The organism is Nocardioides mesophilus (assembly GCF_014395785.1).
Lineage (GTDB): Bacteria > Actinomycetota > Actinomycetes > Propionibacteriales > Nocardioidaceae > Nocardioides_B > Nocardioides_B mesophilus.
In genome coordinates this window covers 2,745,220-2,764,632 of sequence record NZ_CP060713.1, presented here as the reverse complement: position 1 = coordinate 2,764,632, position 19,413 = coordinate 2,745,220, and the positions used below count along the sequence as shown (strand labels likewise).

The 19,413-nt window shown below is 72.3% G+C and carries 24 protein-coding genes and 1 tRNA gene; 11 read left to right on the top strand and 14 right to left on the bottom strand.

Annotation, left to right across the window (positions count from 1 at the left end; genetic code table 11):
- Positions 1-17 precede the first annotated feature (17 nt).
- Positions 18-605 carry a 5-formyltetrahydrofolate cyclo-ligase gene (locus H9L09_RS13365; RefSeq protein WP_246456011.1) on the top strand — a complete coding sequence of 196 codons (588 nt, stop codon included), beginning with the start codon at positions 18-20 and terminating at the stop codon, positions 603-605.
- On the opposite strand, the gene H9L09_RS13360 is transcribed toward H9L09_RS13365, so the two are convergent.
- Positions 583-3,213 carry a penicillin acylase family protein gene (locus tag H9L09_RS13360; protein ID WP_246456010.1) on the bottom strand — a complete coding sequence of 877 codons (2,631 nt, stop codon included), beginning with the start codon at positions 3,211-3,213 and terminating at the stop codon, positions 583-585. The two genes, H9L09_RS13365 and H9L09_RS13360, sit on opposite strands and share 23 nt — an antisense overlap.
- Before the next feature lie 186 nt (positions 3,214-3,399).
- On the opposite strand from H9L09_RS13360, the gene H9L09_RS13355 reads away from it, so the two are divergent.
- From H9L09_RS13355 to mscL, 3 genes are all read left to right on the top strand, one after another.
- Entirely contained in the window at positions 3,400-3,747 is a 348-nt protein-coding gene (locus H9L09_RS13355) for an FmdB family zinc ribbon protein (protein ID WP_187577397.1), read from the top strand.
- An 80-nt stretch (positions 3,748-3,827) separates the two neighbouring features.
- The gene (cpaB, locus tag H9L09_RS13350; protein ID WP_187577396.1) at positions 3,828-4,466 is read left to right on the top strand and encodes a Flp pilus assembly protein CpaB; all 639 of its coding nucleotides are present in this window, start codon (positions 3,828-3,830) and stop codon (positions 4,464-4,466) included.
- 60 nt (positions 4,467-4,526) lie between these two features.
- Positions 4,527-4,958: a large conductance mechanosensitive channel protein MscL gene (gene mscL / locus H9L09_RS13345; RefSeq protein ID WP_187577395.1), complete on the top strand. Its 432-nt coding sequence runs from the start codon at positions 4,527-4,529 to the stop codon at positions 4,956-4,958.
- A gap of 16 nt (positions 4,959-4,974) precedes the next feature.
- Here mscL and H9L09_RS13340 read toward each other — a convergent pair whose 3' ends face one another.
- From H9L09_RS13340 to H9L09_RS13320, 5 genes are all read right to left on the bottom strand, one after another.
- Positions 4,975-5,190, bottom strand: coding sequence for a hypothetical protein (locus tag H9L09_RS13340; protein WP_187581048.1), 216 nt, complete (start codon positions 5,188-5,190; stop codon positions 4,975-4,977).
- Complete coding sequence (locus H9L09_RS13335; protein ID WP_187577394.1) at positions 5,187-6,113, bottom strand: NAD-dependent epimerase/dehydratase family protein; 927 nt, start codon at positions 6,111-6,113, stop codon at positions 5,187-5,189. Before H9L09_RS13335 ends, H9L09_RS13340 begins: the two co-directional genes overlap by 4 nt.
- 168 nt (positions 6,114-6,281) lie before the next feature.
- The gene (locus tag H9L09_RS13330) at positions 6,282-7,400 is read right to left on the bottom strand and encodes an LCP family protein (protein WP_187577393.1); all 1,119 of its coding nucleotides are present in this window, start codon (positions 7,398-7,400) and stop codon (positions 6,282-6,284) included.
- Positions 7,401-7,643: 243 nt separating this feature from the next.
- Positions 7,644-8,243 (bottom strand): DUF305 domain-containing protein, encoded by a 600-nt coding sequence (locus H9L09_RS13325; protein ID WP_187577392.1) that lies wholly within the window; start codon positions 8,241-8,243, stop codon positions 7,644-7,646.
- Between the two features lie 37 nt (positions 8,244-8,280).
- Positions 8,281-8,353: transfer RNA gene (locus H9L09_RS13320), tRNA-Arg, on the bottom strand.
- A gap of 693 nt (positions 8,354-9,046) precedes the next feature.
- Between H9L09_RS13320 and H9L09_RS13315 the strand changes: the two genes are divergently transcribed.
- The 7 genes from H9L09_RS13315 (at position 9,047) to H9L09_RS13285 (ending at position 15,734) form a co-directional block, all read left to right on the top strand.
- On the top strand, positions 9,047-9,490 hold the full coding sequence (locus tag H9L09_RS13315; protein ID WP_187577391.1) for an Asp23/Gls24 family envelope stress response protein: 444 nt from the start codon (positions 9,047-9,049) through the stop codon (positions 9,488-9,490).
- Positions 9,487-9,798, top strand: a complete 312-nt coding sequence (locus H9L09_RS13310) for a hypothetical protein (protein WP_187577390.1) — start codon at positions 9,487-9,489, stop codon at positions 9,796-9,798. Before H9L09_RS13315 ends, H9L09_RS13310 begins: the two co-directional genes overlap by 4 nt.
- A gap of 312 nt (positions 9,799-10,110) precedes the next feature.
- Positions 10,111-10,296: a hypothetical protein gene (locus H9L09_RS13305; RefSeq protein ID WP_187577389.1), complete on the top strand. Its 186-nt coding sequence runs from the start codon at positions 10,111-10,113 to the stop codon at positions 10,294-10,296.
- 23 nt (positions 10,297-10,319) lie between these two features.
- The gene (locus tag H9L09_RS13300) at positions 10,320-10,727 is read left to right on the top strand and encodes an Asp23/Gls24 family envelope stress response protein (RefSeq protein WP_223164039.1); all 408 of its coding nucleotides are present in this window, start codon (positions 10,320-10,322) and stop codon (positions 10,725-10,727) included.
- Positions 10,724-11,263: a DUF6286 domain-containing protein gene (locus H9L09_RS13295; protein WP_187577387.1), complete on the top strand. Its 540-nt coding sequence runs from the start codon at positions 10,724-10,726 to the stop codon at positions 11,261-11,263. The genes H9L09_RS13300 and H9L09_RS13295 overlap by 4 nt, the downstream gene beginning before the upstream one ends.
- Positions 11,260-11,838, top strand: coding sequence for an alkaline shock response membrane anchor protein AmaP (gene amaP / locus H9L09_RS13290; protein WP_187577386.1), 579 nt, complete (start codon positions 11,260-11,262; stop codon positions 11,836-11,838). Before H9L09_RS13295 ends, amaP begins: the two co-directional genes overlap by 4 nt.
- 131 nt (positions 11,839-11,969) lie before the next feature.
- Positions 11,970-15,734 carry a SpoIIE family protein phosphatase gene (locus H9L09_RS13285; protein WP_187577385.1) on the top strand — a complete coding sequence of 1,255 codons (3,765 nt, stop codon included), beginning with the start codon at positions 11,970-11,972 and terminating at the stop codon, positions 15,732-15,734.
- A gap of 19 nt (positions 15,735-15,753) precedes the next feature.
- On the opposite strand, the gene H9L09_RS13280 is transcribed toward H9L09_RS13285, so the two are convergent.
- The 8 genes from H9L09_RS13280 to H9L09_RS13245 are packed head-to-tail and all read right to left on the bottom strand — an operon-like array spanning position 15,754 to position 19,373.
- The gene (locus H9L09_RS13280) at positions 15,754-16,149 is read right to left on the bottom strand and encodes a gas vesicle protein K (RefSeq protein WP_187577384.1); all 396 of its coding nucleotides are present in this window, start codon (positions 16,147-16,149) and stop codon (positions 15,754-15,756) included.
- Positions 16,139-16,786, bottom strand: coding sequence for a GvpL/GvpF family gas vesicle protein (locus tag H9L09_RS13275; protein ID WP_246456524.1), 648 nt, complete (start codon positions 16,784-16,786; stop codon positions 16,139-16,141). Before H9L09_RS13275 ends, H9L09_RS13280 begins: the two co-directional genes overlap by 11 nt.
- Positions 16,786-17,001: a gas vesicle protein gene (locus H9L09_RS13270; RefSeq protein WP_187577382.1), complete on the bottom strand. Its 216-nt coding sequence runs from the start codon at positions 16,999-17,001 to the stop codon at positions 16,786-16,788. The genes H9L09_RS13275 and H9L09_RS13270 overlap by 1 nt, the downstream gene beginning before the upstream one ends.
- Positions 16,998-17,783, bottom strand: coding sequence for a GvpL/GvpF family gas vesicle protein (locus tag H9L09_RS13265; RefSeq protein ID WP_187577381.1), 786 nt, complete (start codon positions 17,781-17,783; stop codon positions 16,998-17,000). The genes H9L09_RS13270 and H9L09_RS13265 overlap by 4 nt, the downstream gene beginning before the upstream one ends.
- On the bottom strand, positions 17,770-18,153 hold the full coding sequence (locus H9L09_RS13260; protein WP_187577380.1) for a gas vesicle protein: 384 nt from the start codon (positions 18,151-18,153) through the stop codon (positions 17,770-17,772). The genes H9L09_RS13265 and H9L09_RS13260 overlap by 14 nt, the downstream gene beginning before the upstream one ends.
- Complete coding sequence (gene gvpO, locus H9L09_RS13255) at positions 18,150-18,413, bottom strand: gas vesicle protein GvpO (protein ID WP_187577379.1); 264 nt, start codon at positions 18,411-18,413, stop codon at positions 18,150-18,152. Before gvpO ends, H9L09_RS13260 begins: the two co-directional genes overlap by 4 nt.
- Complete coding sequence (locus H9L09_RS13250) at positions 18,406-18,642, bottom strand: gas vesicle protein GvpG (protein WP_187577378.1); 237 nt, start codon at positions 18,640-18,642, stop codon at positions 18,406-18,408. Before H9L09_RS13250 ends, gvpO begins: the two co-directional genes overlap by 8 nt.
- Complete coding sequence (locus H9L09_RS13245; protein ID WP_187577377.1) at positions 18,633-19,373, bottom strand: GvpL/GvpF family gas vesicle protein; 741 nt, start codon at positions 19,371-19,373, stop codon at positions 18,633-18,635. Before H9L09_RS13245 ends, H9L09_RS13250 begins: the two co-directional genes overlap by 10 nt.
- Positions 19,374-19,413 lie beyond the last annotated feature (40 nt).

Here is a 19,413-nt window from a genome sequence, read left to right as displayed (position 1 = left end):
CCGGTAGCGTCGTCGGCGTGACGGCCGAGGCGCAGAAGACCGCTCTGCGGGACCAGCTGGTCACCGACCGCTCGCGGCGTTCGGTGCTGGAGCAGGCGCAGGCGGCCCGGGAGATCGCCGGGCACCTGCTGGCCGCGCCCGAGGTGCGCCGCGCGGCGACCGTGGCGGCGTACGTCGGCGTGGGTCGCGAGCCGCTCACCGGGCCGCTGCTCGACGGGCTGGTCGCGGCCGGGAAACGGGTGGTGCTGCCGGTGCTGCTGCCCGACGGCGACCTGGACTGGGCGGCGTACGACGGGCCCGACTCGCTGCTGCCGGCGCCCCGCGGGCTGCTGGAGCCGGCCGGCAGACGGCTCGGCCCCGACTCGGTCGCCACCCCCGACGCGGTGCTGGTGCCGGCACTCGCGGTGGACCGGAGCGGGATGCGGCTCGGCCGGGGCGGCGGCTCCTACGACCGCGCGCTGGCCCGCGTCCCCGTGGGCACGTTCGTGTGCGCGCTCCTCCACGACGGGGAGCTGCTCGACGACGTGCCCCACGACCCGCACGACCGGCGGGTCACCGCGGTGGTCCTGCCGGCGGCCGGCGTCATCCGGCTGGGACGAGGGTGAGGGTGTCCTTGCCGGCGTCCTCGACGGCGTCGCGGGTGTAGGCCCAGGGCAGCGTGCGGCCCTCCACCCACAGGTCGGTCTGGTCGACGTAGTGGGCGTTGAAGGCGTGCCCGCTGACCCCGGTGAGGTTGATCCACCGGGAGTCGTCGAAGTCGGCGAGCGAGACGACCATCCGCATCGACGGCGCGGCCGTGACGGCGTAGCTGTCGCTGGCGGCGTCCCACTTGGTGGCGTCGACGATCTCACCGCCGCCGCCGACCTGGTAGCCGCCGCGGTTGAGCAGCCACCTCACCACCCCGACGTCGGACTGGCCGAGCGTCTGGTTCTCCAGGTCGAGCCGGTGCTGGTGGCCCCAGGTCCAGTCGACCGCCCGGCGGGCCTGGCGGACCACGAGGTCGTCGCGGGCCCGCGCCATCGCCTCCTGCAGGATGTCGTCGCGGTGCTCCACCACGGTCTCGGTGTCGACGTCGTCCCACCAGTGGCTCTCCGGCTGCGCGAGCAGCGTGCGCAGCACCTCGAACCAGCGGCCCGACCCGTCCGGCCAGACGTTCTCGCGCAGGTCGTCGTGGAACGTCAGCGCGAGCACCTGGTCGTAGACCGCGTTGAAGTACGCCGCGGCCGCCGAGTCCGGGTCCTGGTCGAAGTTCCAGCTCTGCAGCAGCCGCTGACCGGCGCCGAGGTACTCCGAGGGCATCAGGATGTCGAGCAGGTAGGGCACCAGCGTCGGCGCGAAGCCGTTGCGGGTGTCGAGCTGGATCCGGGCCATGTCGTCGACGTCGAGCTTCGCCTTCGCCTGGATCAGCTCCAGGATCCGGTCGGAGCGGTAGCCGGGCGCCCACGAATCGCCGAGGTAGTAGGGGTAGCTCCGGCCGACGACCGCCTGGTTCGCGGTGACCACGAAGCCGTCGTCGGGGTCGAGCACGCTCGGCAGCGCCTCGAAGGGGACGTACTTGCCGGTCCAGTCGTCGGATGCGAGCCAGCCCTCGGCCGGGTAGTCGCCGGTGTTGCCGGACTTGCGGATCGGGATCAGGCCCGGGGCCTGGTAGCCGATGTGGCCGTCGCGGTCGGCGTACACCAGGTTCTGCGAAGGCGCCGCGAAGTCCGAGGCGGCGCTGCGGAACTCGTCCCAGCCGGTGGCCGCGTCGATCTCGAAGATCGCGTCGGCGGTCCGGCTCGGCTGCAGCGCCGTCCACGAGATCGCCACCCCGTAGCCGTTGCCCCGGTCCGGGGCGTCGGCGCCGGTCGGCGAGTTGGCGCCGACGGTGCTGAGCTGGGCGGACACGTCGGAGAGCAGCGGCCCGTGCCGGGTCGAGCGGACGGTGAAGGTGAACGGCTCGTCGCGGCCGAGCACCTCGATGGACTCCTCCCGCGTCCCCAGCGGCTTGAGGCCGCCGTCGTAGACGTAGTCCTTGCCCTGCACCTTCTCGAGGTAGAGGTCGACCACGTCGGGACCGAGGTTGGTGAAGCCCCAGGCGATCTGCTGGTTGTGGCCGATCACCACCCCGGGCAGGCCGGCGAAGGTGAACCCGGTGACGTCGAACGGGCACGCCTCGCTGAGCGTGGTGCAGTGCAGCCCCATCTGGTACCAGATGCCCGGCACCGAGACGCCCAGGTGCGGGTCGTTGGCCAGCAGCGGCTTGCCGGTCGTGGACCGGTCCCCGCCGACCACCCAGGAGTTGCTGCCGAGGCCGCTGCCGTGGCCGAGCAGCTCGGGGATCGCGTCCAGCCCGGACCGCAGGTCCCCCAGCGCGGCGGCGACCTCGCCGCCGTACGCCGGCCGGGCGGGCTTGCGGGTGCCGCCCCGCTGCGCCCGGGCCTCGTAGACGCCGTCCACGACCGCGCCCTGGGTGACGATCGGGCGGTGCCGGCGGTAGGGGTAGGAGGGGAAGAGCTCGGCGATGTCGGCCTCGGAGTGCGAGCCCGCCATCAGCCCGCGGGTGATCTCGTCTTCCATGTTGCCGCGCAGGTCCCAGGCCATCGCCTTCAGCCAGGCGACAGAGTCGGCCGGGGTCCACTCCTCGACAGTGTAGTCCAACCCGTTGAGCGCGAGCAGGGTGTACTCCAGCGACATCTCCGAGGGCGAGTGCGCGTCGATGTAGGCGTTGACGCCGTCGCTGTAGGCCTCGAGGTAGTCGATGGTCTGCGGGCTCAGCAGCGACAGCTCCTGCTCGGCGACCCGGCGCCAGCCCATGGTGCGGATGTACTTGTCGGTCTCGAGGGCGTCCTCGCCGAGCAGCTCCGCGAGCCGGCCCGCGGTGATGTGCCGGCGGACGTCCATCTCGTAGAACCGGTCCTGCGCCTGCACGAAGCCCTGGGCGTAGAACAGGTCGTGCGAGGTGTCGGCGTAGACCTGCGGAACGCCGTTGCCGTCGCGGAGCACCGTGACCCGGTCGTCGAGGCCGGGCACCGCGATCTCCCCGTCGGTCTGCGGGAACGAGTGCCGGATCGCCAGCACCCCGCCGATCAGGGCGGCGACCAGCACCAGGCACAGCACCGCGGCGCCGTACGTCGTCCAGCGCAGCGACCGGGGCCAGGCCCGGAACCGGGCCCGCCGGGAGGGGCTGCCGGAGGGTTCCGGAGAGCTCGGGCTGGCGGCGGCGTCGGACACGGCCGCCATTGTGCCGGACCCCGGGCGACGGGCCTCGCCCACGGGGCCCGCGGCGTGGTTCGACCCGTCTGGGGCCGGACGGGAAGTTTGCGAATCCCCGCACTGTTGCGATAATTAGCAGTCAGACCCTCCGAGTGCCAGACACGCTGGTGACCGGGGAGTCTCGTCCGAGTCGTGGAGGAAGCCGTGCCGACCTACCAGTACGCCTGCACCGAGTGCGAGCACACCTTCGAGCAGTTCCAGAGCTTCAGCGAGGACTCGCTCACGGTCTGCCCGGTCTGCCAGGGACGGCTCCGCAAGGTGTTCAACGCGGTCGGGGTCGTGTTCAAGGGCTCCGGCTTCTACCGCACCGACAACCGGGCCGAGGCGAAGACCGCCTCCACGACCGGCACGCCGGCCGGCTCGGGCGGCTCGGGCGACGGCACCTCGACCAGCACCCCCTCGACCTCGGACTCCAAGCCCGGCACCAAGTCCGACTCCAAGCCCAGCACGTCGGGCAGCCCGACCTCCGGGACCAGCGGCTCGGCGGCCTGAGAACACCTGCCTCGCCGGGGGTCCGGGGAGGCTGTGGACGACGCCCGACGTCCCGGACCGAAACTTCCTAGCCTCGAGGGATGACCCTCACCCCGCGACCGCTCCCCCGCCTGCGCCGGCTCCGCCGGGCCCTGCTCGCCCGCCGCCGCGGTCTCGCCGCGGTCTGCGCCGGGCTGGCCGTCCTGGTGGCCGTCCAGGCCCAGGCGAGCCCGCCCCCGGAGCGGGTGCAGGTCCTCGTCGCGGCGCATGACCTCGGCGGCGGCGTACCGCTGCGCGCGGCCGATCTCGCGACCGTGCCGTTCCCGCCGGAGCGGGTTCCCGCCGGAGCGCTCACCCGGGCGGCCGCGGCGGTGGGTCGTACGGCGGTGGGGCCGGTGCGCGAGGGCGAGCCGATCACCGACGCCCGGCTGCTCGCCAGCGGGCTGCTGGACCGGCACCCCGGTGCAGTCGCCGTCCCGGTGCGGATCGGGGACCGGGACGCTGTCTCGCTGCTGCACGTCGGGGACCACGTCGACGTGCTCGCCGCCGACCCGCAGGCCCGCGAGGCAGCGGTCACCGTGGCGTCGCGGGCACCCGTGGTCGCCCTGCCGGCGGCCCGCTCCGTCGACGCGGGGCTGCAGTCGGGGGCGCTGGTCGTCCTCGCGGTGCCCCGGGACGTCGCGGCCAGGCTGGCCGGCCTCGGGGTCTCCCAGTTCCTCTCGGTGGTGCTGGTCCGTTAACGTGCCCGCGACCCGACGCCCGCACGACCGGAGCGTCTCGCACCCCGGCAGGAGACTCACGTGCTCAACGGCTTCAAGCAGTTCATCATGCGCGGCAACCTGGTCGAGCTGGCTGTGGCCTTCATCATCGGCGGCGCCTTCGCCCTGGTGGTGACGTCCTTCACCGACCTGGTCCTGGCCGCGATCGCGAAGGTGTTCGGCTCCAAGACCCCGAACATGGACGACTTCAATCCGGGCAAGCTCCCGGTCGGGCCGTTCCTGACCGCGACCATCTCGTTCCTGATCCTGGCCTTCGTCGTCTACTTCTTCGTGGTGACGCCCTACAACACCCTGCAGAAGCGGATGGCCCGGGGCGAGGAGCCCGCGCCGCCGTCGCCGGACGTGGCCCTGCTCACCGAGATCCGCGACCTCCTGGCGAAGGCGCCGGGCACCCCGAGCGTGCGCAGCGAGGACGCGGCCGCCGGCGTCCAGGGCAGCGGCGGCCTGACCTGAGCGGTCCCGCCGCTGCTCAGCCGTGGTGCGGCGGCACCTGCCGGCGCAGCCACTCCTCCGAGCTGGCCGGCGCCGCGCTCTCGCCCCAGTCGCCCCGCTCGTCGGAGGTCCCCTCGGGCAGCACGTCGCCGAAGACCTGGGCCAGGCGCTTGCGGCGGGCGGCCTCGTGCGCCGGGTCGGCGCCGGGCGCCGCAGCCGGGCCCTCCGGGACGGAGGACGGCTCCTCGCTCATCGGGCCGCCCCGGTGGCAGGGAGGGGCCGGCCGAGGTCCTGCAGCCAGTCGGCGCCGAAGCGGGCGCGGGCCGGCATCCAGCCGGTGGAGGAGGTGAAGTGCGCCGAGCTCACGCGCAGCGACCGCGCGAGCGGCTCGGCCCGGCTGCCGGCGATCCGGCTCATCATCGGGCTGAGGAAGGCGCCGCGGTCACGACCCGCCACCTCGGCGAAGGTCTGCACGTAGTCGGCGCGGCGGACCGGCTCGGCTCCCACGTTGTAGAGCCCGCTGGGGGCGGTGAGGGCGGCGACGACGGCGGTGCCGACGTCGTCGGGGTGCACCGGGTGCAGCCAGCCCTCGGGCCGCCCCAGGCCGACCGGCCGGCCCTGACGGACCGCCCGCAGCTGCCAGCGGGTCATCGGGTCGTCGCCGGTGACCAGGCCGAACCGGAGGACCACGCCGGCGCGCGAGCCACAGAGGTACTCCTGCACCTGCGACTCCGCCACCGAGGCCGGCTCCGTGGCCCGGGTGATGTCGAGGCTGGCCGACTCGGTGACCCACTCGTCGCCGTGGTCGGCGTAGAGGAACGAGACGCTCTCCTGGACGATCCGGCGTACGCCGGCCTCCCGGGCCGCCGCCACGATCCGCCGGACCCCGTCGGTGCGGAGCCGGTCGTTTGCGCGCCAGGCGCGGGGCAGGACCCCGGCCAGGCCGACCGGGATGTGGGTGGCGAGGTTGCAGACCGCGTCGGTGCCCTCGAACAAGCGGACCAGACCACGGTGGTCGGCGAGACCCGTCTGCACCGCGCTGACACCCCGCCGCTCGAGCGCCACCGCCTTCTCAGCGGTGCGCGCCATCCCCACCACGTCGTGCCCCGCGGCGACCAGCGCGGTCACCGCGGACGTGCCCAACACCCCGGTGGCACCGGTTACTGCGACCCTCACAGGTGGCCTTCTTCCCTCTCGGACTCCCCCCGAGAACGCACGGGCCCGCGCACGCCTCAGCGTGGGACCCCGCCCCAGTGTCCGGTAACGGATCGGTAACGGCAAGCCCAACGTCGCGAAACACCGACAAATCTGCGGTTCCACCGTCCGGTGAACGGACGTCTTCCGTCAGGCGCAGAGGCCGTACTCGGCCGCTTGCTCCGCCCTGGCCTCGGCGCTCTTGGAGGATCCCGTGCTCGGAGAGGGGCTGGCGCCGCCGCTGGGACGCGGACCCTTGGACGCGCCACCCGGCTTGTCCGCGGCAGTGGTCACGGTCTTGGCGAGCTGCTCGCCGAGCGGCTCGTCGTTGCGCAGCCGCTTCCACAGCCGCTCCGCCTCCGGGGCCAGCTGCAACCGGTTCGGGTCGGGTTCGTAGGTCTCGAACGGGACCGTCAGGAACTGGATCTGCTCCAGCCCGATGTCCTTGAGCTGCTTGGCCAGGCCGGCCAGCTTCTGCAGGCTCGCCAGCTCGGGGTCGGTGGTGAGCGACTTGGTGGCCGCGTCGAGGAAGTTGTAGAGGCGCACCGGGTTGGCCAGCGTGCCCGCGGAGATCGCCTTGTTCGCCATCGCCGCCAGGAACGCCTGCTGGCGCTTCATCCGGCCGATGTCGCCGTTCTCGGAGAGCACGTGCCGCAGCCGGACGTAGTTCAGCGCCTGCTGGCCCTCGATGTCGTATGAGCCGGCCGGCAGGTCGATGTTGCCGATGTCGTCGTGCACCTCCTGGGGGATGCACACCGGGACGCCGCCGAGCGCGTCCACCATGGTCTTGAACCCGTTGAAGTCGACGACCACGAAGTGGTTGATCCGGATGTCGGTGATCGACTCGACGGTCTTGATCGTGCAGGCGGGGCCGCCGACGGCATAGGCGGCGTTGAACATGCTCAGCCCGCCGGGGTCGGTGCCCTGCCCGTCCTTGCGCTCGCACTCCGGCCGGTCGACCATCGTGTCGCGGGGGATGCTGACGCCGTACGCCCGGTCGCGGTTCGCGGAGAGGTGCAGCAGGATCGTGGTGTCGCTCAGTCCGGGGGTCTCGCCGCCGATGCCGTTGCCGACGCCCTCACGGGTGTCGGAGCCGAGCAGCAGCACGTTCATCGGCGTGTGCTCGACGTCGGGCGGCACGACCTCGCTCGGACGGTCGGTGCCGAGCGCCGACGTGACGTCGACCGCGGTGATGTTGCCCTCGAGGTGCCGGTAGACGAAGAACCCGCCGGTGAGCGCGACGACCAGCACCGCGGCCAACGAGATCATCAGAGCTCGAACGACCCGGTGCTTCCCCGGCGGATGGTGCCGGTGGCGCGGGTGAATGACAGACATGGCAGTCCTGCGTCGACGACATGAGCGGGCTCCCACGACGGTGTGGGCTGACTCTCAGAGTACCCAGTAAGCCGCAAACACCACCGCGCTTCGATCGGGTGACACCGCAACCCAAGCCAGGGCAACCAACGCCCATGATGCCAAGATCGGACGGGTCGGGGGAAATCGCCGCCGGGCTCAGCCGGCCGTCCGCCACCCGCGCATGGCCTCGATCTCCTCGGCCTGGGCGGTGCGCACGTCGCTCGCCAGCGTGGCGACGTCCTCGCTCTCGCCCTGCTCCAGGACCCGTCCGGCCATCTCGACCGCCCCCTCGTGGTGGGCGATCATCATCTGCAGCCAGAGGTCCTCGAAGACCCGGTCCGGGGCCTGCGCCAGGCGCTCCATCTCGGCCTCCCCCATCATCCCGGGCATGCCGGTCGTCCCGTCGCCCCCGTCGTCGTGGCCGCCCTCCGAGTGCGAGTGACCGTCGCCTGTGGCGAACCCCGTCTCGGGGACCGGCTCCTCCCACTCCTCGAGCCAGGCCGACATCGCGTCGATCTCCTCGGTCTGCGAGACCCGGATGTCCTCGGCGAGCTCGGTGATCCGCGGATCGAGCCCGTCGCGGCCGATCGTGTAGTTGGCCATCTCGATGGCCTGGGCGTGGTGACCGATCATGTCCGTCGCGAACTCCACGTCCGCGTCGTTGTGGTCCTCGCCGGTGCCGCAGCCGGCCAGCAGCAGGCCTGAGAGCAGCACCCCGAGTCGGGTGGTGGTCGTGCGGATGACGAAGCTCCTCACGTCGGTCGGGAGACGGGCCGGATCGGGTGTTCGGAGGTGCCCCAGGCCAGAGTCGAACTGGCGACCTTTCGCTTAGGAGGCGGCTGCTCTATCCACTGAGCTACTGGGGCGGGCCATGTGCACATTCGTGTTGAGAGACGTCCACCGGCAAAGGTCATTTTGTCAGCAGCCGCTGGACATGACGAACTCAGCCCCTGAGCGTGTGCGATAGCCCATGTTCGCGGTTGACCTGTACCAGCGTGCAGGAGCATGCGGAGGACTGGTGGTGCCGACTTCAGGCGCCCATCCGCGGTGAGGTGCCACGCCTCTTCGATGCCTTTGCCGGACTCGGCATCGCGACCTCGACGACACCTCCCCGACTCGGGTTGATTCGTCGCGGTGTCGAGGAACATCTCACACAGACCGAGGGCGCGGGCTCGCTTCCCGTGGTGGCAAGATCAGGAAGGTCCCGGGGCGGCTCGGCTGCAAGCCGGCAACGGTAGCGGCACCGACGGGTTCGCCGTTTCCTGCAAACTACGAGGGGGCCTGACACGACAGTTGTCGCGCGGCGTGGCCTCCTATCTCAGGGAGGGCTGCGGGTCACCGTTGGCGTTGCGTGGGTCCCGGTTGAGCCGCTGTCGGCGCCCCGCGTACGCGAGCGGGGAGGAACACGCCTGGTCTCGTTCCGGCGAATTGTCGGCGGTCGGAAGGGCCGGTGCAAGGCTTCTCTGACCGCTGTGGTAAACAGCCGCCGCACGACGCATCCGATCCTCCTTCCGCGGGTACTTTTGAAGGGAACACTCGAGCTCCCACGAGGAGGACACATGAGCAATCCCTCAAGCTCGATCAGCCCCCGCGAGTCCGGGGCTTCAGAGCTCCAGACCTCCAAGGGCAACACCACCATCGCCGACGGCGTGGTCCAGAAGATCGCCGGTGTCTCGGCCCGGGAGGTCTCCGGGGTGTACGCACTCGGCGGTGGAACGGCAAGGACGATCGGCGCCATCCGGGACCGGATCCCTGGCTCCTCCCAGTCGGTCGGGCAGGGGGTCGCGGTCGAGGTCGGCGAGCGGCAGGCAGCGATCGACCTCGACCTGGTGGCGGAGTACGGCGTCTCCATCGTCGAGCTGAGTCGCTCGGTGCGGCGCAACGTGATCTCGGCGGTCGAAGGGATGACCGGTCTGGAGGTGACGGAGGTGAACGTCTCCGTGAACGACATCCATCTGCCGACCGACGACCAGCAGGATGCCCAGGAGTCCCGGGTCCAGTGAGCGTCTCCGGCGGCGCGCCTGCGCTCGACGCCAAGGTCGACAGCATCGCGGCGGCGGTGCTGGCCTGTCCTGCGGTGGCGGGACTGCACGAGGGCGGGACCTGGGCGGTGGCTACGTACCTTCCGCGACGTCGGGTGGTCGGTGTCCGGGTCGAGGATCGCCGCGTGCTCGTGTCGGTCGTGCTGGCCTACGGCTCCTCGGTACGGTCGCTCGAGGCTCAGGTGCGCAGCGCGCTGGCGCCGCTCGTCGAGGGGGCCCGGGTCGACGTGCACGTCGCCGACGTACGAACCGCGACGGACCTCACGTGACCCGCGTGAGCCCGATGCCTGCGTCGGGCGGACCGGACGAGGAACGTCGGCGTCGACGGCGGGCGCTGATCCGGGCGCACCACCCCGACAGGGGTGGGGACGCTGCCGAGCTCATCAGAGCCCTCCACCAGCTCGACCAGGAGGAGCGCTCGAACGGGAGCTGGCCGGAGGTGAGGTTCGTCCGCCGACGCCGCTGGTGGCAGGGGACGGTGTCGATCCCTCGGTTCCGACGTACCCGACGACGACCCAGCCGCGTCGTCTGACCCGCGGCGGGCGCGAGTCCGCCCAGCTCGTTTGCCTTTGGAGGTTGCCATGCATCCCACTGTCATCGGACTCTTCTGCGGCCTGCTCCTCGGCCTCGCCTGGACGACGGGCGGGTTCGGGGGACTCGTCATCACAGCGGCGTTGGGCATCATCGGCTTCGTCGTCGGCAAGGTGACCGCCGGTGAGGTCGATCTCAACCAGTACCTCGGCGGATCCAACCGCTCGTCGCGATGAACGCCACCGCCTTCGGTGGGTCCGTGCCCGGAACGGACCCCGCGGCGCGCACCGAGCATCGCGCGCCCGTCCGCCCGGAGGACCGCGGGCGGCTGACGGTGGACGACCGGGTCGTCGAGAAGGTCGCCGGGTACGCCGTCATGTCCGTCAAGGATGCCGCCGCGGCGCCCCGCCGCGTGCTCGGCATGAGGATCGGTGGGGCCAGGCCCGACGACGCCGCAAGCGTCCAGGCGCAGGTCCAGGACGACCTCGCGAGCGTGCATGTCTCCATCGCGGTGCGCTGGCCGAGGTCGGTCCAGCAGGTCGCCGACGAGGTCCGGGAGCGCATCCGGTCGCAGGTCACGTCCCTCACCGGAGTTCGCGTTGACCACGTCGACGTGGAGGTGGTCTCGATGACGCTGCCGGACCCAGCACAACGGAGAGTCACATGACGGCCACGAAGTGGATCACCCGAGTCGTCTCCGCCCTGCTGGCACTGGCCCTCTTCCTCGGCTCACTGCTGGTGGTCGTGGAGATCGTCGCCGCCGCGCTGGGCCGCGCCCCGGCAGTGCTTCCCTACTCCGATTGGACCAGCTGGCTGCGGACGCACAGCTGGAACGACTGGATCGTCAACACGGTTCTCGTCGGGCTCGTGATCCTGGGGCTGCTGCTCCTGCTCCTTGCCTTCCGGCGGGGCAAGCCGGCGTCGCTGGCTCTCAGGAGTGAGTCCGGTGGCGTGGACGTCACCGCCTCGCGACGCAGCCTGGAGAAGTCGCTCGCGGCTGCCGCCACCCGCACGACCGGCATCGTCGGAGCGAGCGCCTCCGTCAGCCGGCGTACCGCACGCGTGGATGCGCAGACGGTGGCCCCGTCACAGCCCGGTGTCCGCGAGGAGGTCGAGTCCGCTGTGAGAGCGCGCCTCGACGCGCTCGGCCTCGAGCGCCCGATGCGGACCCGGGTCGAGCTCACCACCAAGGACACGCGATGAGCAGCCGCGCGGACGCCGTCAACCGGGTCGTGCTGACCCTGCTGGGACTGCTCCTGCTCGCGGCTGGCGGTCTCGGGCTGGCCCTCAGCCTCGGGGCCTTCGGGGCGTGGCGGGCGACCTACCCGGTGCTGCCACAGCGGGTGAGCACCTTTCCCGACGGGCGCCCCTGGTTCTGGTGGGCGGTCGCCGGGGTCCTCCTCCTGATCGCGGTGCTCGCCCTGCTGTGGCTGTTCAGCCAGCTCAGGACTCATCGGACGAGCCGGTGGGACCGGACGACCAACGCTCGGGAGGGCTTCACCACGCTCCATGCGAGCGCCCTCACCGATGCGGTGGAGGACGAGGCGGTCAGCATCACCGGGGTGACCGGCGTCTCGGCGCACGTGCGTGACCGCCATGGCCAGCATGTGTTCCTCCGCGTGGAGCTGGCCGACTCCGCCGACATCCCGGAGGTGCGAGCCCGGCTCGAGAGCGACGTGGTGGCGCACCTGCGTGAGGGGGTCGGTGACCCTGGTCTGCCCGTGACCATCGAGCTGCGCCCGAGCGGCGCCCGCACCCCGCGACGCACACTGGCCTGAGCCGGGCTGTCTGGACCGATGGGCCTCGTTCAGCGAGACCGACCAGTTCTCGTCGGCTAGGGTTTGCGAGGGTGTCCAGAACGCGGCACCGCCGCGAGGAAGCAAGAAGTCGAGGGCGGGGACCGGCACGGGTGCGCGACGCATTGAACGACATGGGCGGGGTCGGTCGTGACCTGCTTGCAGTCGACTGGGACGCCACCTCCCTCGGCCCGCCGGAGACGTGGCCGAACAGCCTGCGGACCACCGTGCGCCTGGTGCTCACCTCGAAGTTCTCGATGTGGATGGCCTGGGGTCCGGAGCTGGTCTTCTTCTGCAACGAGGCCTACCGCCGCGACACCCTGGGCACCAAGTACCCCTGGGCGCTGGGTCGGCCCGCCTCCGAGGTCTGGTCGGAGATCTGGGCCGACATCGGGCCGCGCATCGACCGGGTGATCACCACCGGTGAGGCCACCTGGGACGAGCAGCTGCAGCTGTTCCTCGAACGCAGCGGCTACGTCGAGGAGACCTACCACACGTTCTCCTACAGCCCGTTGACCGACGACGCGGGCTCGATCGCCGGCATGCTGTGCGTGGTCAAGGAGGACACCGAGCAGGTGATCGCGGCGCGCCGGATGGCCACCTTGCGCGACCTCGGTGTCCGCACGATGGGCGAGCTCTCCGAGACCGAGATGATCGCCGCCGCGTGCGAGCGCCTGGGCGCCAACCAGGACTCGCTGCCGTTCTCCATGCTCTACCTCTTCGACGAGGACGGGGGCACGGCACGGCTGGCCGGCACCGCCGGCTTCACCGGCGAGCACCCGGCCGCTCCCCGGCTGCTCAGGACGGACGATGCGCGGGCGCTCTGGCCGGCCCGCGAGCTGCTCACCGGCGACCTCGTCGACATCGACCTCACCGCCGAGGGCTTCCCCGAGCTGCCGAGCGGCGCCTGGCCCGAGCCGCCGCTGCGGGCCCTGGCGGTGCAGCTGCTGGCCCCGTCGCAGACCTCGCCGTACGGCTTCCTGGTCGTCGGGCTGAACCGCTACCGGCCGCTCGACGAGGGCTACCGCTCCTTCGTGCAGCTGGTCGCCGGTCAGCTGGCGGCTGCTCTGACCGATGCCCGGGCCTACGAGTTCGAGCGCCGGCGTGCCGAGAGCCTCGCCCGCATCGACCAGGCCAAGACCGACTTCTTCACCAACGTCAGCCACGAGTTCCGCACTCCGCTTACGCTGCTGCTCGGCCCGGCCGAGGACGCGCTCGCCGACGAGGAGGAGCCGCTGCCGCCACGGCAACGGGCCCGGACGGAGGTCATCCACCGCAACGGCCAGCGACTGCTGAAGCTCGTCAACAGCCTCCTGGACTTCTCCCGGCTCGAGTCCGGTCGGATCACGTCGCGGTTCGAGCCGGTGGACCTCTCCGGCTACACCGCCGAGCTCGTCAGCATGTTCCGGTCCTCGGCGGAGCGTGCCGGACTCCGGCTCGAGGTGGACTGCGAGCCGCTGTCGTCGCCGGTGCACGTCGACCCCGAGCACTGGGCCAAGATCGTGCTCAACCTCGTCTCGAACGCGCTGAAGTTCACCTTCTCCGGCTCGATCCTGGTCTCGGTCACCGAGGAGGACGGCACCGCGGTGCTCCGCGTCCGCGACACCGGGATCGGCATTCCCCCGCAGGAGACCGCGCACCTGTTCGAGCGGTTCCACCGGGTCCGGGGCGCGCGCTCGCGGACCCACGAGGGCTCGGGCATCGGACTCGCGCTGGTCGCCGAGCTCGCCGCCCTGCATGGCGGCGAGGTCACGGCGGACAGCACGGTGAACGAGGGAAGCACCTTCACCGTGCGCGTGCCGTTCGGCACCTCGCACCTGCCCGCGGACCAGCTCGGCACCGGTCTGGCGCAGCTCGACGGAGCCCGTCTCGCCGCCGGGTTCGTGGCGGAGACGACCCGATGGGTGAGCGGCGAGGACCTCCTGGCCCCGGCGGACGTGCCGCTCGCGGAGTCCGACGGGAAGCGACGGGCCCGGGTGCTGGTCGTGGACGACAACGTCGACATGCGGGCCTACGTCGCCTCCCTGCTCGCCGCCGAGTACGTCGTCGACACGGCCGTCGACGGCCTGGACGCCCTCGACCGGATGGCGGCCCACCTGCCGGACCTGGTGCTGACCGACGTGATGATGCCCCGGCTGGACGGCTTCGGCCTGCTCGCCAGGATCCAGTCCCACCCGGCGACGGCCGACCTGCCGGTGATCATGCTCTCTGCGCGCGCCGGCGAGGAGGGCACGCTGGAGGGACTGGAGGCGGGCGCCGACGACTACCTCAGCAAGCCGTTCTCGGCCCGGGAGCTGCTCGCCCGGGTTCGCGTCAACGTCGAGCTGGACCGCCAGCGTCGGCTGCGCACCGCGTTGGAGCGCAGCCAGGAGCTGCTCGACCGGGCCGAGAGCCTGGCCCGGGTCGGCAGCTGGGAGATCGACCTGGACACCGACACGGTCCACGTCTCCGACGAGCTGTCGCGGCTGTTCGGCGTCAGCCGCAGCGAGATCGAACGGCGAGGATTCGGCGGCGTGGTCGACACCCTGATCCACCCCGAGGACCGCCGGCATCTTCTGGCGGCGCTGGCCGAGGGCGCCGAGACCGGCACCGTCGACTACGAGGTCCGGCTGACCCCGCCCTCGGGCGAGGAGATCCTGCTCAGCGTCCGCGGCGAGGTGGTCAAGGACGCCGACCGCGGCCGCGTGCTGCGGGGCTCGGCCCAGGACATCACCGAGCAGCGGGCCGCCGAGCGCAGCCTCGCCGAGGCGGCCGCCCGGATGGAGGCGGCCACCCGGGAGCACACCATCGCCGACGAGCTCCAGCGCAGCCTGCTTCCCGAACGCTCCTACGACCTCGAGCACCTCGACGTGGCCACCTACTACCGGGCCGGCGTCGAGGGCACGCAGGTGGGCGGCGACTGGTACGACATCATCGACCTCGGCGCCGGGCGCACCGCCTTCGTCGTCGGCGACGTGATGGGCCGGGGCGTGCGGGCCGCGTCGGTGATGGGTCAGCTGCGGTCCGCCGTACGCGCCTTCGCCAAGCTCGACCTGCCGCCGAGCGACATCCTGGAGCACGTCGACGGAGTGGTGCAGGACCTGGACGGCGACCAGATGGTCACCTGCGTCTACGCCGTCTTCGACTCCGGCGACCAGAGCCTCCGGGTCGCCAACGCCGGCCACCTCCCGCCGTTGCTGGTCACCGCCGACCGCGACCTGGAGCTGGTCGGCACCACGGGACCGCCGCTGGGGGCCGGCTACTTCGGCATGTCGACCGACCTCGTCCAGCTGGCCGCCGGCGCGACGGTCACCTTCTACACCGACGGCCTGGTCGAGCGCCGCGACCGCGACCTCGACGTCGGCATCGACGCGCTGGGCGCCCAGCTGCTGCAGCACGCGGATGCCGACGTGCAGGACCTGCCGGCCACCCTGGTGTCGGCACTGCTGCCCGACGGGCCCGAGGACGACGTGGCGGTCCTGGTCACCCGGGTGGACACGACGCCGCTCGGCACCACCGCCGCCTACCAGCTCCCGATCGACGAGTCGATGCCGGCCACCGCCCGCCGGATGGTGCGCGAGCGGCTGCGCGACTGGGAGGTCGCGACCGACGTCACCCACGACGTGGTGCTGATGGTCAGCGAGGTGGTGACCAACGCCTACCTGCACGGCAGACCGCCGATCGACCTGCGGCTGCGGCTGTCGGGCGAGGAGCTGACCGTCGAGGTGCACGACCGCGGCGCCTACCGGCCGCGTCGGCAGCGGCCCACCGAGGAGGACGAGCACGGTCGCGGGCTGCAGATCGTCTCCACCCTGGCCGACAGCTGGGGCAGCCGGGCCAGCGGCGCCGGCAAGTGCGTGTGGTTCACCCGTGGCCGGGGCCGGCCGGCGGTCGACTGAGGCGACGGCCGGCCCGGGGTCAGAGCAGCCGGCCGAGCGGCCCGAGATCGAGGTTGAGGTCCTCCGGGGTCAGCCCGAAGTGCTCGCGCAGCTCGGTCATGCGCTGGTCGAGGAGCATCAGCGTCCGGCCCAGCCGTTCCACCTCGTCCTCGGAGAGGCCACCGGCCTCCACCCGCCGGACCGCCTGACGCTCCATCAGCTGGCGCAGCAGCTCCACCAGCGTCAGCACCAGCTGGACCAGGCCCTTCTCCACCTTCGCAGGGTCGTCGGCGTCCGCGTCCACGTGCCGGCTCAGCGCCGAGGAGAGCCCGTCGAGCCCCTCCGCTGCCGCCTCCGCACCCTGCCCCGGCGCGCTCGGACCGTCGGGCGGCCAGTCGTCCAGGGGCCAGAACAGGTCGCGCTCCTCAGCCGACATCGAGCACCTCCTCGCTGAAGCTGTACGGCGGCCAGGGACCGGTCACCTGCGCCGCGCCGCCGGCCCCGGAGCCCGGACGCTCCAGCGCGGCCCGGACCGGCTCGACATCGTGCGCACGCACCAGGAGAGCCAGCCGGGGGCCGGGCGGACCGGGCAGGACCCGTTGCTCGGCGACCCGGTCCCGGACCGGGGCCAGCAGCTCCTCCCAGGCCGCGGCGGCGGCGCGGGCCGAGGAGACCCGGGCCCGCAGGTAGTCGGCCCCGGCGGCCGCCGTACCCGCAGCGGCGAGCGGGGAGACGCCGCAGGTAGCAGAGGATTCCGGGGTGCCCGGGCGGTGCACGATCAGCTCCCGGTGACCGGCGACCCGCTGCAGCCGGTCGGCCCACCGCGGCCCGGAGTCACGGACCAGCCGGCCGAGCTCGTCGGCGTCGGCGGCCACGGTGCCGAACCGGACCGGCAGCACCGGGCCGGCGCCGGCGGCGAGGTGGATCCTGTGCCCGAAGGCCAGCACCTCCCCGGTCGTCGGCGCCGGGCGCTGGTCCCGGGTCTCATAGAGGACGCCCACGGCGGTTCCGGGGAACAGGTCGAGCCCGGCCACCGGCGAGGCGTCGCGCGGGACGACCGCGTGCAGGACCATCACGGCGTTCGCCCCGCGGCCGGAGGACCGGACCCGACCTGGCCTTCCCCGAGGTGCGCCGGAGCGAGGACCAGCCGCAGCCCGAGGTGGACCAGGTCGATGCCCGCCATCGACAGCATGATGTCCCCTCCGACCACCACGCCTCCCCCGATGAGACGGTCCAGCAGGTCCACCAGCGCGACCTGGTCGCCGGCGTTCACGGGCGTCTGGCTCACTCCTCCTCCCCTCCCGGCCGATCCGGCTCGGTGAAGTTGTACGGCGGCCAGGGTCCGCTCACCTCCAGGCGCATGCCGGCGCCCGACAGCATCTCCGCCTGCTCCCGGACTGTCACGAAGAACGCGTCCTCGTGCCCGGACGCCACCAGGTGAGCGCTGTTGAGCAGCATCGGCTCGTGCCGTCCGGTCAGCGCCTCGTCCTGCACCGCGTTGGCGACGCTGCGGGCCGACACGGTCGCCACCGTCTCGTAGGCCTCGAGCACCTGCTGCAGGCGACCGGCGCTGCCGCGGGCGCGTGCCTCGGCCTCGGCCGCCCGCTGCCGCAGGTAGTCGCGCCCGGATGTCGGAGCGGCGGGGGCGGCCGGCATCCCCGGGTCGACGAGATAGACCTTCAGCCCCCACTCGGCGTGGCCCCGCACCCGGTCCAGCACCTCGAGCACGTCGTCGAGACGATCGCGGACGGCCGACTCCAGAGCGGCGTCGTCGGCATAGATCCCCGGCAGCCGCCACGGCACGACTGCGACGCCGTCCACGGAGCACAGCTGCTGCACGACCTCGTGGTGCCGGCGCGCGAGCGGCGCGATCCAGGCCGGGTCGCGACCCTGGGCCTCCCACCGCGCCTCCCCGAACTCGGCGCCGTCCAGGCGCCCGGTGACCACCGCCACCGGCCCCAGGTCGAGCACGTCCACGGGTGTGTCGGCGATCCCGGCGCCCGGCAGCGGTACGTCGACGTTGTCCATCACGCCGTAGGCGTGCAGCACCTTGCCCTCACCGCGGCTCATGTGAGACCTCCCTCGCGCCCACCTGCTGCTCCAGCGCCTCCAGGCGGCGCTCCAGCTCGAGCTCGCGCTGCCCGTTCGCGTCCAGCGCCTGCCGGTCCTGGCGCTCACTGGCCGACGTGCTGACGAACGGGTCGCCCTCCCACCAGTCGATGCCCATCTCCCGGGCCCGGTCGACCGAGGCCACCATCAGCCGGAGCTTGATCGTGAGCAGCTCGATGTCGAGCAGCCGGACCTGGATGTCCCCCACGATCACGATGCCCTTGTCCAGCACGCGTTCGAGGATGTCGGCCAGGTTCTGCGAGGCCGGGTGCCCGCCGTTGCCCACGAACACCGGAGACTGCGAGGCGCCGCGGTTCGGGGTGGTGCTCATGACTGATCCACCTGCGCACGCAGGTAGCGACCCACCCGGTGGTAGGACTCCACCTCGCCGGCGGCGTTGACGCTCACCTCGTAACTGGCCAGCACGTCGGTGGTCTCGGGGACCCGCTGCACCTCGAGCAGCTCGGCGGTCACCAGCCAGCCCTGCTCGGTGCGCTGCACCCCGACCAGGCCCTCGGCCGGGCAGCCGACCAGCTCCTCGAGATCTTCGAGGGCGCGGCGTCCCACGGCACGCAGGCTCGTCTCAGCCATGGCGCGGACCCTCCAGCAGCCGCTGCACCAGCGCCTCCTCCGCCTCCTCCGCCTCGGCCTGGGTAATCAGTCCGGCCTGCCGCCGCGCCTCCAGCGCGTCGAGCTCCTCCTGGATCCTCTGCGGGTCGTACCACTGCCGCTCGGCCTCCGCCTGCACCTGCTCGGCAACCCACACGACGCCCCGGACCGGCGCCACCGGCCAGGTGAGCAGTCCGCTGATCAACCCCATACCGCTCCTCCGTCCCGCACCGCCTCCAGGAACGAGTACGGCGGCTGAGGTCCCACGTAGCGCAGGCTCAACCGCCCCGCCAGCTCCTCGCGGGCCGTGGCCACCGCCTCGTCGAGCCGGGGCTGCACCCGTCGGTCCACCAGCAAGGCCGCGTCGAGGACCTCCAGGCCCCCACGCCGGTCGTTGACGGCGACCGCGCGCGCGTGCGGCGAGACCCGGTCCAGCAGGGAGCCGGCGTCCTCGCGCTGCAGCTCCTCCAGCGCCTGGGTGACCTGCTCACCGAGGCGGACCTGCACCGCGGGGTCGGCGCTCGCCCGGGCCGCGTCCCGCAGCTCGACCAGCTCCGGGTGCCGGGCCAGGACCTCGCGCAGCGCGGCTTCCTCGACGTGGTCGGCGTGCACCGTCAGCTGCACCAGCCCGTCGAAGGCCTGGAGCAGCTCGGTGAGGTGGGCGCGCCGCGCCTCGAGCACCTCGCTGCGCACGGTGGCGTCGTCGGGAAGCACCATCGCGAACCGAACCGGCACCACGCTCATCTGCGCAGCGAGGCGCTCCAGGACGTGCGCGTGGGCGAGCAGGTGCGCACGCCGCACCCGGGCTCCCTCCTCGACGTCGCCGGCGGCCACCTTCAGGTGGTCGTCGCCGATCCAGCGGACCGGCCGGCCCTCGAGCCCGACCAGTCCCTGCGGGGGCGAGGGCCCGGCGGCCACGACGCCGTACAAGTGGACGGGCATGGTCACTCCTCCTCCCTCGAGCGGCTCTGGCTGCTGTGGC